Source organism: Psychrobacter sp. BI730 (genome assembly GCF_013414195.1).
Taxonomy (GTDB): domain Bacteria; phylum Pseudomonadota; class Gammaproteobacteria; order Pseudomonadales; family Moraxellaceae; genus Psychrobacter.
This window is the reverse complement of sequence record NZ_JAATTV010000006.1, coordinates 81,395-98,551: the sequence shown is the minus strand read 5'-3', so window position 1 is coordinate 98,551 and position 17,157 is coordinate 81,395. Positions and strand designations below refer to the sequence as shown.

Here is a 17,157-nt window from a genome sequence, read left to right as displayed (position 1 = left end):
TGGGCTTTGCCATACATACATGGGTGCATGAGCAATCCGCTATGAGCGCAGTTTTCTAAATTGACAGAAACATGCTGATAAGGGATTGATAACGCTAAGTAAAATCAATAATGAGGCAAGTCACTAAGAATTTCAATGAATAATATAATTATAGAACTCTAAAGCGGATACAAGGCAGCCGATTGCATATTGTACAAGTAGTACATCTAAGGAGGGTAACGCCCTAGCAGTTTAGTAATTATTTAACTATAATATTTTAGTAATTATTTAACTATAATATTATTATAATAGCTAAAACGGCCTATACCCATAAGATATAAGCCGTCTCGCAAACCAATTATAAACAATCAATGTTGTAAATAATTCGTCTATAGTCAATCAAGTATAAAACTCATACAGGTAAGATCAGTTTAAATCGTAGCTGTCTTATTATAGCAGTTACCTCAAACAAATCGAATGCCGTAAAAGCTTATCGCTGATTTACTATATTAGCGTGTACGTGCACAAACTTCATCATCGCTGAAGAAGTAGCTGATTTCACGTGCTGCTGATTCAGCTGAATCTGAACCATGTACTGCGTTTTCGTCGATGCTGCTAGCGAAGTCAGCACGGATAGTGCCTTCAGCAGCTTCTTTTGGGTTAGTTGCACCCATGATTTCACGGTGCTGAGCGATAGCGTTTTCGCCTTCTAGTACTGATACCAATACTGGACCTGACATCATGAAAGATTTTAGGTCGTTGTAAAATGGACGCTCAGCGTGCTCAGCGTAAAAACCGCCTGCTTTTTCATCATCAAGTTGTAGCATTTTAGCTGCAACAATTTTTAGACCAGCTTGTTCGAAACGGCTGTAGATAGCGCCGATGTGGTTGCCAGCAACTGCGTCAGGTTTGATGATAGATAAAGTACGTTCGTTAGCCATGAGAAGCTCCTAATAAATGATAAATTCAATAAAATATGAAAAAAATAATGCGTTGTTTTAGCTTTAGCCACAATGTTGACTTGGACTGTTTTACACAACTCATGGTATATCAGTGTATAACCATAAGCGCCAACATCGGATTGCTGCCTATTATAATGATTAAGGCCATAAATGATAGGGTTAATTTATGACCATACCTTGCATAAAAGTAAATTTATAACAGTATCTTACTTACATCCAAGTTAAGTACTCATCAACAACAGATGCATGAGCTATCGACTTACTTACCTTATCGCTACTCATATTTATCATTTATAGCTACCAGACTGATTTTATAGAGTATTTGTATCATTATTAATGATTAGAAAACCCTCAACACACCTTGCTAAGAGTTTTGCTAATACCTACTACCAATCAAAACATTTAATCATCTAAGCGACTGTCTCGACAACTACCTGCATTGCATTCACGCACACGTTCATTCAAAAAATTAACTCGATTAGCTGTCTTATTGGTGGCACAGCTCATATTGACAAAGAAACCATCGCCATCGTTATAACTACATTGGTCGTTGCGCTCGCGCATCCACGCTAATTGTCCGCGTTTAAGCGTGGCTTTTTGCTGTTTGTTTAGGAGTTTACTCAATTTATTGTAAGAGTTGTTAAGCTCCTTATCTGCTTCCAAATATACTTTCGTGAGGCAATATAGCCCATCAAAGTCATTGTTTGGTTTGTCACAGTTTTCTGCACCCCAAGCAAACATAGGCAACATGAAAGCTGCGGATGTAACTATTGCTATAGAGGTATTGCGAATCGTGGATTTAAGCGTATTCGTTGTCATAGCAAATTCCTTTTTGTATGTTAATAAAACCAAATCCGTCTATAATATCTTACACTTAATTAAGCCAAAATAATGTCAGTATATCCATTATTTATAATATTTTTAGATGACATTATAGCTAGTAGCCCTATACTCTTACACTGTTGAAGATCAAGGTAATCAATCAATTTCTTGAAGTAGCACACACAAAAAACCCCAACGCTTAGCGTTGAGGTTTTTTATTAATACTAAAAACTATTTAATCAAGTTTGTAGTAAAAACTAAGCGTCGTACGGATCACGCAGTACGATCGTTTCTTCGCGATCAGGACCAGTTGAGATAATATCAACTGGGCAACCAATCAATGCTTCGATACGTTTGATGTATTTTTTAGCGTTTTCTGGAAGCTCATCATAGTTCGTAATGCCAACGGTAGACTCGCTCCAGCCTTGCATTGTTTCGTACTTAGGTGTGACTGACTCATAGAATTCAGCATCATGCGCGCCTGCACACTCAGTTTCAGGTAGGTTGTAACCTACACCGATTAGCAACTCTTCAAGACCATCTAGTACGTCAAGCTTGGTCAAGCAAATACCTGACATAGAGTTAAGTACTACTGCACGGCGTAATGCTTCAGCATCGAACCAACCACAGCGACGGGCACGGCCAGTCGTTGCACCAAATTCATGACCGACTTTGGCTAAATGAGCACCAACATCATCGAACAATTCAGTTGGGAACGGACCACTACCAACGCGCGTAGTGTACGCTTTGGTGATACCAAGTACATAGTCTAAATACAATGGACCGATACCTGTACCCGTTGATACACCGCCAGCAGTTACACTTGAGCTAGTTACAAACGGATAAGTACCATGGTCGATATCAAGTAGCGTACCTTGAGCACCTTCGAACATTAGGTTTTTGCCAGCCAGACGTAATTGATTTAGGTCTTCAGTTACATCAGTAACCATACCTTTAATCTCTTCTTTCCACTCTTTACAAAGCTTAAGTGTCTCATCAAAATCAATCGCTTCAACTTTATAATACTCAGTCAGTTGGAAGTTGTGATATTCGATTAGGTTACGTAGTTTTTCTTCTAGATCTTCACGGAACAAATCAGCAAGTTTAATCGCACGGCGTGCTACTTTATCTTCGTATGCAGGACCAATGCCGCGACCTGTTGTACCGATTTTACCAGAACCACGCTTGGCTTCACGAGCTTGATCAAGTGCCACATGATAAGGCATGATAAGTGGGCAATTAGGAGAGATACGTAGACGCTCACGTACTGGTACGTTGTTGTCTTCTAGCTCTTTCATCTCTTTGAGTAGTGCGTCAGGTGCTAACACCACGCCATTACCGATAAAGCAAGTGACGCCTTCACGCAAGATACCTGATGGAATCAAATGCAAGACAGTGGTTTTGCCATCGACAACCAACGTGTGACCAGCATTATGACCGCCTTGGAAGCGGGCTACTGCTGAGGCTTTTTCGGTAAGTAAATCAACGATTTTACCCTTACCTTCGTCGCCCCATTGGCTACCCAAAACTACAACATTCTTACCCATGATCAATCCTTACCTTTATGTATTGAGGTGTGTGCAATAAAAGCTGAAAATTAAAATGATTTTCTTAGCTATATCTTTTTATCTCAGTGATTTATGAAATAGAAACACTGAGATATCTAACAAATAATTTTACGTTCTCGTAATCTGTACTGAATAATTTTGGCTACGTGCGCCGCGTGCGCCATTCAATCGCCTACTATCAGACAGTTAAACAGTCTGTAGCTGCCATTGACTGTCATCAGCCATGCTCAAACGATGCGTCACATCATCTGGACTATCCTGTGCATCTAACGGCATAGTGACGCGATAGCCTTGCTGACGTAGACTCTCTACTTGCTGTAATAGCGTCTGCATTTCATCTGTGTTTGCATTGGTTAAAGCAGCAAAATCAACCAAGACAACGGTTGGTGCATCTAACTGTGTATGAGCCAGCAATCGGCTAACATCCATACTAAAGCCCGTGGCCGCACGTAACGCTTGCGTCTGACTTTGCATACCATCAAAACGACCACCACGTACGAGTGGCTGCGTTTCACTATTGATATAACCATTGAAGACGATGCCAGTGTGATAGTGGTAACCTGATAGCTCAGTCACATCGATACTGACTGGGCACTGCCATTGGTCTTGTAGATAATTTTTCAAACGCTGTAGCTCATCGATTGCCGTTGCGATTTGGCTGTCTTGCTGCGCCGCATCTGATAATTTAGCCAATAAGTTTGCGATATCGTGACCAAAGCGTGCCAACACATAAAAATCATCACCCATTGGCAAAGCACGGCAAACACGCTTGAGCTCTGGTAGATTTTTATTGGCATATAAGTACATCAATTGCTCAGTATCATTGTCTGATAACTCAGCCAACTCAGCCAAACGTTTGAATATCGCTACGTGACCCAAATCGATATGAAGCGCTGCACTCATATTGAGTTTATTTACCATCGTAAACAGCACGTCTATCAGCTCAATATCTGCTGCTAGTGACGCACAGCCAAATATCTCAGCACCCAACTGTAGCGGCGTACGTGAGCCAAACAGACCTGATGGCAAGGTATGAATCACATCACCAACATAGCAATAACGCGCAATACCCGTACCGCCATGATGCGCATCTATACGTAAAATCTGCGGGGTAATATCAGCGCGAACGCCCATTAGACGACCCGTCAACTGATCGATAATTTTGAAGGTTTGGCGTTTCAGATCTTCTGACGCATCACTTAGCAAAGACTCAGTAAACTCGATCATCGGTGGGCAAACCAGTTGATAACCATGAGTAATAAGCTGTTCGATTAACTGATGTCTAAGCACTTCTTGCTTGTGCGCATCTTCAAACAGAACATCAACCACCCCATCAGGCAATAGCCAACTATTGGCAACATCACTGCCAAAGTTACTCAAATATGGCATGCGATTGGGTGCAGCACTGTTTTCGGCAGGCTGAGACACTGTTTCGTTGGTAGAATTTGGCTGGGCAGGTTTTGCAGAATCAGAACTAACAGACACAATAAATCCTTGTTTGGCGTATCGCTTACCAAAAACGCGGTACTGATGCGGTACTTAAAGGGTGGTTTGCCGGGTATTGACGCTGTGTGTGTTTATTTTTAACGCGCAACATCATTGACCCAATTATTTATAAACAAACCAGGTAACCGCAAAAGGGTGAATAATAAGTATAATTTAGAATGATAAGACGAGTATCTTTATGCGCTAAAAAATTGCGACAAATAATCAAGGCACTTTATGCTTTAGTTTAGCATAGCACTCAAGGTTCGCCTAGTGACAATTAGCCACAATCACTATCTAATTACAGTTCAATTACCGCTTATTAGCTTAGCAGATGTAACAGTCATCGTTGATGTATTTGGCTCAATATTGGGCAAATAGTCGAGAGGTTTATTTTTTGTTAACCATAAGATAATGAGCGTGATTACGGCAGCGTCTTCGGCACAGACTCATGATACACTAACACATATTTTTATCTCGGAAGCCTTATGTCATCTGATTACCACCCAAACCCTGCCATCAACCAAACCAATGTCTTAGGCACCGCACTTGCCAGCTGTTGTTTCGATCCCATCACTGGCTATTATCGCAATGGTTTTTGCCATACTGGCAACCATGATGTTGGTCAACATACTGTCTGTGCCAAGATGACCAGCGAGTTTTTAAACTTCTCTGCCAGTCGCGGTAATGACCTAATTACCCCACTACCTGAATACAACTTTCCTGGTCTCAAACCTGGTGACTACTGGTGCATCTGCGCGCTACGTTGGGTTGAAGCACTGGACTTCGATATTGCACCGCAAATCAAACTAGAAGCTTGTCACGAGAGTCTATTGGCATTGGTAGATATCGATACGCTAAAAAGCTACGCCCTATAGTTAGTATTGGCACACGATAAAACCGTAGCCACGTTCACAGCATATTTGGATTATTGAATTTTTTTATTATATGACAGGAAAGTATATGGAAAATGATAATAATCAATTGATTAAAAAAACGGCTCATATTGCGCCTGATTCCAATATGAATCATATCTACGCCAATATGAATGACAAGCATCTCTATTTGGACGATGATGATAGCTATATCTATGGTGATGTGGACGCCACTACTGAAGATACTATTGAGACCATGACGGTCTACGATCCTGACTCTGAACGCTATGAAGATATTGACTCATCAAGCGCAGGCGAAGTGGTCAATTGCTACGCTTACTCACGTAAAACAGGTGAGAACCTTAATAGAGTGGCGCTCAACGATGTGAGTCGTACGCTAGGGAACAACGGTCAATTTATTTGGCTTGGGCTATATGATCCAAGCTTAGAAACCATGGTCAAAGTAAAAGAAGCCTTTGACCTGCATGAGCTAGCGATTGAAGATGCCTTTGCTGATCATCAACGTGCTAAGGTCGAAAACTACGATAATGATATGGTCTTTGTGGTGCTACGTACAGCCAAGCTCGAAGACAATGTCATCCGTTATGGTACTACTGCGATATTTATGGGTAAAAACTACCTGATTACGATTCGCAATGGCCCGTCAAACTCTTATGCGCCAGTACGTGAGCACTGCCATCGTCGCCCTGAGAAGTTACGCATGGGGCCTATATTTGTATTGCACGCTATCCTCGATTTTATCGTTGATAACTACATGCCCATCACTGACCGATTGGGTCGCTATTTGCGTGAGCAGGAGCACAAAGTCTTCACCTATGAGTTTGATAAAGGCACCCTAAAAAACCTTTACGAGCTAAAGTCACAACTGGTACATATGCGCGCCATTATCTTACCTGTGCAAGACATCTGTAGCTTTTTTATCAATCATAAAAAAAGTGAGATTGTCTCTGGATTTTCTCAAGCCGCTAAGCCTTACTTTCGCGATGTTAACGATCACCTATTGCACTCCCTAGATGCTATTAATGGTCTTAATGAAATGCTGAGCGTGGTGATGAACACCTATATGGCGATGGTCAATATGGGTCAGAATGAAGTCGTACGTAAGCTCGCTGCATGGGCAGGTATTCTGGCAGTGCCGACAGCTATCGCTGGCATTTATGGCATGAACTTTGACTTTATGCCTGAGCTGCATTGGAAATACTCTTACCTTGTCATTATGACCATTATTATCGCCTTATGTAGCTATCTGTACTACAATTTTAAAAGATTAAAATGGTTGTAATACCAAACGCTAGGCATAAAAAAAGAGCAACCACTGGTCGCTCTTTTTTTATGTTGCTATCTTTTTGTAACGCTATCTAATTATTCGCGGCGATGCTTAGTATGGCTATCGGGTGCTTGAGCATTATCAGGCAACAATGCTTTAACCGTTAGGTTTGCATGCTGTTTATCGAGATTGTCCTCTGGACGACCAAAAGTTTTTGCTGTCCAAGTTAATACTACGATAGAGCCACTTAATAGCATGATGGCCACAGAAATTGTCGCAAGCAGCCATAAATGGAAATAGTCTGAAACTGCCTGTACATCAACCACCAGATGTCGTGACAAGGCTGTTATGGCAATAAATATCAAAAACTGTACTGGCAGACGGTGTGTTTTAAAGTAGATACCTATCATAGCCAGTAGCTCAAGATAAATAAATAACATCAATATGTCTTTTAGATCCGCTGAGCCTTTTTGGATAATACCAATGAACTCTTTTCCTGCGGTCCAAACGACAACCACACTGATTAGAAATAAAATAACGTAATGACAGACATCGACAAACTCTCTACCAATACCTTGTAGTCGCTCATGAACACCTACGTTTTTTTTAGCCATGTTTAGGTCCTATCAACTGAAATGTGGTTGATTTAGCCTGAGTTTATGTTACCTCAGGCCCCTTATATATCGGCTATCAGTATTCGTATGACTATCTTTTTAGCCGTTATTCAAACCCGCTGATTTTTCAGCAGCATCGACCGTTTGGCGAATAAGCGTGTTGATAGTCATTGGGCCAACGCCGCCTGGTACTGGCGTATAAGCACTGGCAATGTTTTCCATGCCTTGCATTTCGATATCACCAACACCGCCATCATCTGTCGGATGGAAACCTGCGTCAATGACAACCGCTCCTGATTTGATCCACTCCGCTTTAATAAGCTCAGGTACGCCTACGGCACCAACCACGATATCTGCACGCTTGATATGCGCTGCCAAATCTTGAGTTCTTGAATGGCAGATAGTCACTGTACAGTTGGCATTCAATAGCATCATAGCCATTGGCTTACCTAAGATAGCACTACGTCCTACGACTACGGCTTCTTTACCTGATAGCTCGATATTATAATGCTCTAACAAATGCATAATGCCCTGCGGTGTGCATGAGCCATAAGCTGACTGCTGCATCGCCATACGACCAAAACCAAGACAAGTCACGCCATCGACGTCTTTTGCTAAGTCAATCTGCTCAAAACAAGCACGCTCATCAATATGCTCAGGAACCGGATGCTGTAGCAAAATGCCGTGTACATCTGGATTGCTATTTAACTCATCTATTTTTGCCATGAGCTGCTCAGTGGTCGTGGCACTCGGCATCTCAACGCGTATAGAGTCCATGCCAACACGCTTACAGGCGTTGCCTTTCATACGAACATAAGTGGCAGAGGCTGGATCGTCACCAACCAATATCGTCGCTAAGCTTGGGGTGCGGCCAGTCTTTTCCTTAATCGTATCTACGCGCGTGCGCAGATCCTGTTCTATTTGTTTGGCAAGTGCTTTGCCGTCCAAAACGGTAGCGGATTCTTGGGCAGTAGACATAGTAACTCCAATAGAGGGTACGATATAAAAAAATAAAGACAGCGCGCGCAAATACTTTGCATGCCTGTCCTTTGGTTCGTCAATCTTTGACTAAGAGTAATATTGTACCTGTGTACGCTACAAAATCCTAGCGTAAGATAAAGCCTGCGCACTGATAAATTTTCATAATAAGTCAATTAAACAGTATTGCTTATATATAGGCAAATGTACCTTATGCTTTTAGTAAGAGTAGCATCGACCACAAAGTAAATTTCTAAAAATAATCATTCATTGCCATTTTATTCGACCATCGAACCAAACACACTATCGATCGCCTGTATCGTAAGTTCAATTTCAGCCGCCGTAAGCGTAGGATGCACTAGAAACATTAGACTACTCTCTCCTAGTTGCTTTGCTATTGGCAATCTAACACTTGGACGTAACCCAGTATTATCAAAGGCCTTCTCCAAATAAACCTCTGACGCAGATCCAGAGAAGCACGGCACACCTTGATTGTTAATTGCTTCAATAATGCGGTCACGTGCCCACCGATCAGGTAGATTATCGGACTGCACATAGACATATAATTTATAGTAAGCATGGTTCGTATTGGAGAACTGCGCTAAATGCTCTAGTCTCGGCACACAAAGGTAACCTTTGGACTCCCATTTACTACAGGCCTCTAGTATGGCTTGCGCATTAGTAGTCCGTTTTGCTGTCCACTCATTCATTTTTTCCAGTTGAATACGCCCTAGAACGCCTTGCATCTCAGTCATACGCCAATTGGTGCCAAAGCTTTCATGGAGCCAATTGTAGCCAGGTGATTGCTCCGTTTCATAGACTGCCGCATAGCTCTTACCATGATCCTTATACGCCCACATTTTACGCCATAGCAGTTCGCTATCGGTGGTGACCATACCGCCCTCACCTCCTGTGGTCATAATCTTATCTTGGCAAAAACTCCATGCCCCAACATGACCAATACTGCCCACGCTTCGCCCTTTATATCGTGCGCCATGAGCTTGTGCGCAATCTTCAATAACATATAAGCCATGCTCATCTGCCAGTGCGATAATACTGTCCATATCGCATGGCCAGCCAGCTAAATGGACGCACACGATACCTTTCGTCTTGTCGCTTAATACAGCTGTGATGGTCTCAGCAGTGATATTACCAGTTGCTTCATCGACATCTGCAAAGATGGGGGTCGCACCTGCATTAACGATTGATGAGATACTAGCAATAAAGGTACGCGGTGTGACAATGACCTCATCACCTGCACCTATATCGAGTGCTTGTAACGCGACATCCAATGCCAAGGTGCCATTACCCAATGCGATTGCGTACTTACTACCTACCCAGTCAGCAAACTCTCGCTCAAACTGACGACATTCTTCGCCTGTCCAATAATTGACTTTGTTAGATAGTAGCACTCGACTGACAGCGTCGGCTTCATGCTGCGTGAATTTTGGCCAAGGTGAAAAAGGGGTATTTAGCATATGTTCCTCTATGGTACTTATGTCTAATGTTGTGTCACGCTCTACGATAAACTGCTCACTATGTTATTAACCTTACTATCTATCATGACTTTCTTGATACACAACTTTTTTAATTAGCTGTACTGCTATCACCAAAGAGTACTTTCAAAGCATTTCTTCATTAATACTATTGCCCATGAATTTACTCATAGTTGCTTCACCCTCAGCACTGATACCATCTTTGATAATGACTTTTTTCACTGTTTTAAGTAAAATTTTGATATCCAACCACAGCGACTGATTGTCCACATACCATGTATCAAGTGCAAACCTTTCATCCCATCCAATAGCATTGCGACCATTAACTTGAGCATACCCTGTAATACCTGGGCGGACGTCGTGTCGGCGCGCTTGTTCATCATTATATAAGGGTAGATACTCCATCAATAATGGTCGCGGGCCCACTAGACTCATATCGCCCTTTATGACATTCCAAAGCTCGGGCAACTCATCAAGGCTGGTGTTACGCAGCGCTTTACCAAACGATGTCAATCGCGCGCCGTCTTCCAAAGGATTGCCATCTGCATCTATATCATCCTTCATTGAGCGAAACTTTATCATCTCAAATGGCTTACCATATAGACCTGGACGAATCTGACGAAATAGAACAGGCGCACCAAGATTTTTACTCACCTTGTATGCAGTTGCAGCATAGACAGGAGACAGCACTACTAACGCTGTCGTTGCACCTACAATGTCAAATAGTCGTTTTATCATTTATAAACCCAACATATTTATTAGTCGTTTATTGACTTTATCTGCATCAAATTTCTCTTGTGCTAGCTTGTAGCTTTCATCACCCATCTCTTTAATTTGTTCAGGATGTTCTATAAAGTAAATCATTTTCTCTGCCAAAGCTTTTGGGTTCCATTTCTCTACTAAAAACCCATTTACTCCATCAATAACCGTCTCACGGCAACCAGGTACATCAGTAGTGATAATAGGTCTTCCAATTGCCATCGCTTCTTGAGTGCTGCGCGGCACACCTTCTCTGTAATAAGATGGGAGAACAAATACGCTAGATTTTGTTATCCAGTCTGAAACATTATTAACATGACCCGGATACTCTATAATATTCGCCTTTATAGCTTGTCTTAGTTCTACTTCTGTCAATGCACCTAGAGCTACTTTATCTATTGCTCCTAACACAACAAACCTTGCCTGTGGATATATTTTTTTTACAATTTTAGCAGCGGCTATATAATCATGAATACCCTTTTCTGCTAATAATCTTGCTATGAAAATAAATACTGGGTTTTTAGGGTAGTTGTTTGAATAACTATAGTCATCAAGGTTTAAACCAATCCCCCCTAAAATCTCTACTTTTCTAACTTTTATTGAGTATTCTTCCAATAGGTCATTTGGATCATCTGGGTTAAGAAAGATGAGAGTATCTAACCTTGGTAAAGAAATTCTATACAACGCTATTTGTATTTGCTTTATTAATTGCGTTCTTTTTATCAAGCCTTTAGGCTGCTTAGTAAAGGTATACCCTAATCCCTCAAGCATACCTATTACCTTAGGTACTTTAGCCCATCTAGCTGCCAAAGTACCAAATATTACTGGTTTAGAAAAATAAGAAAATACTAAATCCGGTGCTATAGCTTTAATTTTATTTGTTAAGAGATATGTTGATATTACATCTACCAAAGGGTTTAAACCACCTCGCTTTTGCTCATAAGTGACTGGTATGGCACCTAACAACTTAATTTTTTCTAGTTCAGAATTTGTATATTCTGACGTGAACGCATAAACAATATGATTTTTCTGAATCAGCACCTTTATCAGGTCAGCACGGAAACCCAAAAAACTAGAAGCTACCGTACCAATAATAATAATAATCATCTAGAATAATCCTATTCTTTTTATTTCTGTATAACTTTCATCATAATCACTAATATCTTGGTCTCTACAATCATCACACCTACTTTTGAGTAAAATACTCATGAGATTAAAAAAATCTAAATATTTCACTACTAGTTTTTTTAACCTAAACCTCCTAATTATTTTATTTTTTCTACTAACAGACACTATACCTTTATAATTACTATTAATGATTTCCATTTGCATATCATAACCTTGAATCATTTTTTTTACAGTTACATTCTCAACAACTCTGTACCAATATAAAGGTTGTTCAACAACTAAATAATTTAAGTCATTATTTTTTGCAGCTTGTAACCATAAATCGAAATCTTCTGCCAAAATTCTACTTTCATCATAATTATTTCTTATATACCAACTTTTACGTGCTAATAGCGAAGCATGTAACAGATTAGTCACTCCCTCTAGAATCATTTTTGCATTCATTTGGTAATTATCACCTAATCGCACACCTGTCAGCTCATTATTTTTACCAATGGTAAAACAACCTGTAGTAACGAAATCAACTTCCTTATTACTTTCTAATACTTGTATTTGCTTATCAAGACGATGGTTACTCATCAAGTCATCAGCATCCATACGTGCAATATAATCATATTTGGCTTCACGAACAATTTGATTTAATCTATAAGGTAATTTTTTATTTAAACCATCAGATATCACCCTGATCCTAGTATCTCTACTCTCAAAATCTCTAGCAATTTCCAATGACTTATCGGAAGAACCATCATCAATTAAAATCAATTCCCAATATTGATACGTTTGAGCTAAAACTGAACATATAGCATCTTCTAGATAGTTTTCTGTATTATAAAATGGAATGCCAATTGAGATATAAGCGCGACTTTTCATCAGAACACCTCAAACATAGGATTGATAATATAAGGACTCAGATTGCTGAACTTTGATGTCGTCAATATGAAATACACCAGGAAGATAAACACACTGATGATATAGACATAAATATTATTTATCTTTTTCAAAACCACAGGCAGTAACAAAATCAAAGTCCATGTGAAATACGAAATGATTCTTTGCGGGCCTGAAGCGCTAGTACCTAACAGCGCTAGCGGTATGACACAAACCACGCCTGACGCATAAAACATCAATAGCTGTTGAAAGCTCTTATCTTTAATTTTATATACATAGCTCGCGATAATGATGAGAAGCATAAGCACTGTGTAAAACCCAAGTGTCAAAAACCCACCTGACTCTTCAGATACTTTTGCATAGTCTTCATATCGATCATTAGTAGATGAAATATAAGATACGAGTAACCTACTAACGAATAAAGACCCGAAAAACGTCGCAAGTATTTTATAAGCTGGCTTCACTCTCAAATTTACAATCAAATAAAATGGAATGATAAATAAAGCCGTGATATGAAAAAACGATGCAATGGCACATATTAATAAATAAGGAAAAAGCCGTTTCTCTAGCAGATAAGGAATGGCTAAAGTAAACAAAGCCATTGCGATTCCTTGACGCAATCCATTGAATGAAAAGGTATAGACGCCTAGCGTAATAAACAGAAATACAGAGAGCCAATAGTTCACACTATATCTTTTAATGACTTTTAAGTAACAATAGACGATAACCAAACTGGTGATAATCAGTAGCCAAAAATAGTTATTTGTCACATGCAGTAATGAATACTCAAATAGCTGGTAGCCGTACTCAACGTCTTCATTAAATCTAAAGGACTCAGGACTCAATTTATTATTAAAATTTCTGGTATAGCTTGCAGTATCCGTACCGACCCAATAACTGCGACCGCCTGCGAACAGCGCTAAAGCAATTAAAGGCAGCCAAAAAGACGTACGATTGAGAGATTTTTTCTCCAGTACTATCCAGAAAACAACAAGGCTAAGGACCAACAGATAAGGAAGCATCTAACCCTCTATAAAGTAGCTGAATATTAAGTAAAAGCCTTATCGCATATTCAAATACATTTGCGTTAACTTCTGCGAATTGGTCGCGGCGCTAAAGCCATGTAAATTTAGCGCATTCATTATTTCTGCTACATTGGATATTGGAGGCTGAAAACTCAGCAAACTATCCGCCCAAATATTGGCTGACTGTATAGGTAAAAAACATACAAGTCCAAGTCCTAAATCTACTTCAGGTGATATTTGATCAGAAACCAATGCCATAAGTCCGACTGTCTGGCTTTCTACTAAGACCACTGGGAAACCTTCATGTAGGGATGGCATAATCATATAGTCAGCACTGGCCATTAACTCAGTAATATCAGTACGCATACCCAAAAACTTAATGTTATCCCCTAAGGCTTGCTCTTTCACTTGTCGTCTTAATTGACCTTCCAATGGACCTTGTCCAACGATATATAAGGTAAAGTCAATCTGACGTTTTTTCAGCTGCTCAGCGATTTCCAAAGAAAACTGATGGTTTTTCACCTCATTGAGACGACCAACTTGTATGATTTTTAACCCTTTATCTCCAAATTTTTTAGTACCAAACTCCTGATCGATATAATGCCGTGATTGGTTAGCGACTGATATCATCTTCTGTATATCTACAGCATTGGGCAATAGCCACACATCTTTTGTAGTACCAAATAGGTAATTTGCAGCATGGTCACCGCAACTAATTCTCTTAGTAGCCAATGTACGATTGATAATTAATGCCCATTGCTCATATATTTTTTTAATAATATTGGTTTTACCATTACTGGTGCTATGAGAGTGCGAAATGCGATGCGGCACGCCAGCACCTTTAGCAGCCAACAGATGAAAAGCATTGTTTAATAGCATATGAGCATGAACGATTTGATAATCAGGCTGCTGTTTAAGGAATTTTTTAAGTTTGAGCATGCGCGTCAATGAATGACCAGCTAAAATCGGTATAACCCTACCGCCCAACGCTGCTATCTCAGCGTCATAGTCGCCGATCTCGTCGGTAAAAGTGACAAAATCAAACTGAATCTGGCTATGATCTATATGACGATATAAATTCATAAGCATGGTCTCTGCCCCAGCACGATCCATTTTCCCCACTATGTGCAGCACTCTGCGAATAGTCATATCATTTACCTTTTAAGAAACATAAAGCCAACTTTGCTTCTCGTAACTATTTCCAATTTACTTCCTTTTAATCTTTTTTCTTTCTCTAGTGCTTGACGAAGCACCTGCATTATAGGCAGCGCAATTTGGCTTGGCATACGTACTATATTACTGATTACTATATTCCTTAACGTCCACTTATTCTGATAACCTTTTAACCGTAGTGTTTTATCTGCTTTTTTAGCTTGGGCCAATGCCTTTACTAAATACTCATTGTCTATACGGGTGAGAATGCTCCAATGACTTTGTCTTATTTTATTAGCAAGTATTTTTTTAACGTCATCTGCTTGATAGTCTTCTATTAGGTTCATGACTTCTGAATGAATAACGAAAAGGTCTAATAGCTTTTTATCTGTTGAACCCGTAATTGATGTGCCTCGCTGTCTATACAGGTAAAAATCAATAGGCAACTGATATCTAGCCTTAGTAGATAAGCCAAGATGCCAATGGAAAGGCCAATCCTCGTAATACAAACCCACTGGAAAATTTAGAGAAGCCGTTTGCACGACACTGGATTTAATAAATTTTAGCCATGCAAAATGCGGTAGGCTGAAATACGAATCGTCTATCTTGGTTGTCTCGGATGCTAAGCTGGCAGCTGGATACGGTAGTTCATTCTCTGCCGCTTCCTCTTTGAACGGTGCAAAACCATATGTCACTACTTCTGCATTGGTAGTAAGAGCGCAATCTACACAAGCTGCTACTAAGCGAGTATCTACAATGTCATCAGAATCAACAAACATCATATAATCACCTACTGCAGATTTAATACCAGTATTACGAGCAGCAGAAAGACCACTGTTTTCATTATGTTGAATGACTCTGATACGCTTATCTGTGAGATATAAGGCAAGTGCTTGTTTTGAATTATCAGTAGAGCAATCTTCAACGACAATGATTTCAATATTCTTATAGGTTTGCTGCTTGATAGATTCTAAGCACGCGTCGACATATGACACGACGTTGTATACTGGCACGATAATGCTCACCAATGGCTCTGCTACGCTAGTCATATAATAACCACCGATTTTTCCAACTCATTATATTCATTGATATGAACGGGTGACTCAGTCATGGTGCCATGAGACAGGGATAGCAGTTTATCGATATGTTTTGAAATCTCAGCAACCTCATCTAATTCTAAAAACACGAGTCTTGGATGATTACGTAACCAGTCTAACTGCGTTTGTCTTATCTTATGATTGGAGTTCGGCAATACCAAGCAAGGTGTACCCGATAGTAAACATAAAATCATGCCATGTAGGCGGTCAGTCACGACCAATTTTGCAGCTCGAAACTGGCTAAGTTTGTCAGTCAATAATTTTTTGCAATTTACCTCATCGAGTTGCGAACCACCAGCATGGGTATCTGTCTTTTCAATATGATAGCCAGTATCTGCTAAGGCTTTATCTATAAAGCCGTATTGTTCAGTGGAGAGAGCAGCTTCTTTGTCATTCCTTAAGCATCGCAGAATAGTTGACGACTCTACGTCATTTGTCGTCCCAAGTACTGCTGCATTTGCACTCATAACGATATCTGGCACAAGCCCAACATGGACATTGCTATACTCGGCAAAAAGCTTGATAAGTTTGGCCGCTGTCATCGACTCTCTAGCGAAAATGTGTATATCTGGATGCTTGGCGTAGACGTTTACGATACGATGCAATGCTCGCTTAGACTTAGCAGAATCACTCCAATCCAAGGTCTGAGGAAAACACACAACGCGATTCTTAGGAAATGTATTGATAACTAATTGGCGCAGCTCTTCAATATCAGGATACGAGCTACCCATATTGCCTCCCCCAATAATAGTGACAATATCCCTCTGTTGTATTTGTTGTTTAATCGAATTAAGCACCAATCTGGTTTGACTAATAGGAACACTGACAACTTCATAATCAGTCATCACATGTTGCAAGTATTGCTTTTGTGCATAAGAGATAGCGATATCACCAATATTGCCATAGTCAGCCGCCAGAAAAATGAAGCATCGATTACTGCTAGGCAAAGGCAAATCTCGCGCACCTATATAAGTAACTAAGTGTTTTTTTAGTCTAAGTGGTATGAGCTTTTTTATGGCGGTAGTATTCATTTTTGACACT

The 17,157-nt window shown here is 40.1% G+C and carries 16 protein-coding genes; 2 read left to right on the top strand and 14 right to left on the bottom strand.

Annotation, left to right across the window (positions count from 1 at the left end):
* Window positions 1-488: 488 nt before the first annotated feature.
* The 4 genes from ndk to HCZ91_RS06005 form a co-directional block, all read right to left on the bottom strand.
* Window positions 489-920: a nucleoside-diphosphate kinase gene (gene ndk, locus HCZ91_RS06020; protein WP_057759031.1), complete on the bottom strand. Its 432-nt coding sequence runs from the start codon at window positions 918-920 to the stop codon at window positions 489-491.
* A 423-nt stretch (window positions 921-1,343) separates the two neighbouring features.
* Entirely contained in the window at window positions 1,344-1,760 is a 417-nt protein-coding gene (locus HCZ91_RS06015) for a lysozyme inhibitor LprI family protein (RefSeq protein ID WP_102092031.1), read from the bottom strand.
* Between the two features lie 260 nt (window positions 1,761-2,020).
* The gene (locus HCZ91_RS06010) at window positions 2,021-3,310 is read right to left on the bottom strand and encodes an adenylosuccinate synthase (RefSeq protein WP_057759029.1); all 1,290 of its coding nucleotides are present in this window, start codon (window positions 3,308-3,310) and stop codon (window positions 2,021-2,023) included.
* Between the two features lie 207 nt (window positions 3,311-3,517).
* The gene (locus HCZ91_RS06005; protein ID WP_179798671.1) at window positions 3,518-4,816 is read right to left on the bottom strand and encodes an ATP phosphoribosyltransferase regulatory subunit; all 1,299 of its coding nucleotides are present in this window, start codon (window positions 4,814-4,816) and stop codon (window positions 3,518-3,520) included.
* Window positions 4,817-5,304: 488 nt separating this feature from the next.
* Between HCZ91_RS06005 and HCZ91_RS06000 the strand changes: the two genes are divergently transcribed.
* Both HCZ91_RS06000 and corA read left to right on the top strand, forming a co-directional pair.
* The gene (locus HCZ91_RS06000) at window positions 5,305-5,694 is read left to right on the top strand and encodes a DUF2237 domain-containing protein (protein ID WP_057759025.1); all 390 of its coding nucleotides are present in this window, start codon (window positions 5,305-5,307) and stop codon (window positions 5,692-5,694) included.
* Between the two features lie 85 nt (window positions 5,695-5,779).
* Window positions 5,780-6,994, top strand: coding sequence for a magnesium/cobalt transporter CorA (gene corA / locus HCZ91_RS05995; RefSeq protein WP_179798670.1), 1,215 nt, complete (start codon window positions 5,780-5,782; stop codon window positions 6,992-6,994).
* Between the two features lie 80 nt (window positions 6,995-7,074).
* Here corA and HCZ91_RS05990 read toward each other — a convergent pair whose 3' ends face one another.
* From HCZ91_RS05990 to HCZ91_RS05945, 10 genes are all read right to left on the bottom strand, one after another.
* Window positions 7,075-7,593 (bottom strand): phosphate-starvation-inducible PsiE family protein, encoded by a 519-nt coding sequence (locus tag HCZ91_RS05990; RefSeq protein ID WP_114700746.1) that lies wholly within the window; start codon window positions 7,591-7,593, stop codon window positions 7,075-7,077.
* Between the two features lie 99 nt (window positions 7,594-7,692).
* On the bottom strand, window positions 7,693-8,571 hold the full coding sequence (gene folD, locus HCZ91_RS05985; protein ID WP_165597445.1) for a bifunctional methylenetetrahydrofolate dehydrogenase/methenyltetrahydrofolate cyclohydrolase FolD: 879 nt from the start codon (window positions 8,569-8,571) through the stop codon (window positions 7,693-7,695).
* 278 nt (window positions 8,572-8,849) lie between these two features.
* Window positions 8,850-10,049, bottom strand: coding sequence for a DegT/DnrJ/EryC1/StrS aminotransferase family protein (locus HCZ91_RS05980; RefSeq protein WP_179798669.1), 1,200 nt, complete (start codon window positions 10,047-10,049; stop codon window positions 8,850-8,852).
* 144 nt (window positions 10,050-10,193) lie between these two features.
* Window positions 10,194-10,805, bottom strand: a complete 612-nt coding sequence (locus tag HCZ91_RS05975; protein ID WP_179798668.1) for a sugar transferase — start codon at window positions 10,803-10,805, stop codon at window positions 10,194-10,196.
* Window positions 10,806-11,933, bottom strand: a complete 1,128-nt coding sequence (locus tag HCZ91_RS05970; protein ID WP_179798667.1) for a glycosyltransferase family 4 protein — start codon at window positions 11,931-11,933, stop codon at window positions 10,806-10,808. It abuts the gene before it with no gap.
* Window positions 11,934-12,824: a glycosyltransferase family 2 protein gene (locus tag HCZ91_RS05965; protein WP_179798666.1), complete on the bottom strand. Its 891-nt coding sequence runs from the start codon at window positions 12,822-12,824 to the stop codon at window positions 11,934-11,936.
* Window positions 12,824-13,864 (bottom strand): EpsG family protein, encoded by a 1,041-nt coding sequence (locus HCZ91_RS05960; RefSeq protein WP_179798665.1) that lies wholly within the window; start codon window positions 13,862-13,864, stop codon window positions 12,824-12,826. The genes HCZ91_RS05965 and HCZ91_RS05960 overlap by 1 nt, the downstream gene beginning before the upstream one ends.
* A gap of 39 nt (window positions 13,865-13,903) precedes the next feature.
* Window positions 13,904-15,016, bottom strand: coding sequence for a glycosyltransferase (locus HCZ91_RS05955; RefSeq protein WP_218870069.1), 1,113 nt, complete (start codon window positions 15,014-15,016; stop codon window positions 13,904-13,906).
* 5 nt (window positions 15,017-15,021) lie between these two features.
* The gene (locus tag HCZ91_RS05950) at window positions 15,022-16,068 is read right to left on the bottom strand and encodes a glycosyltransferase family 2 protein (protein WP_179798664.1); all 1,047 of its coding nucleotides are present in this window, start codon (window positions 16,066-16,068) and stop codon (window positions 15,022-15,024) included.
* Window positions 16,065-17,147, bottom strand: a complete 1,083-nt coding sequence (locus HCZ91_RS05945; protein ID WP_179798663.1) for a polysaccharide pyruvyl transferase family protein — start codon at window positions 17,145-17,147, stop codon at window positions 16,065-16,067. The genes HCZ91_RS05950 and HCZ91_RS05945 overlap by 4 nt, the downstream gene beginning before the upstream one ends.
* Window positions 17,148-17,157 lie beyond the last annotated feature (10 nt).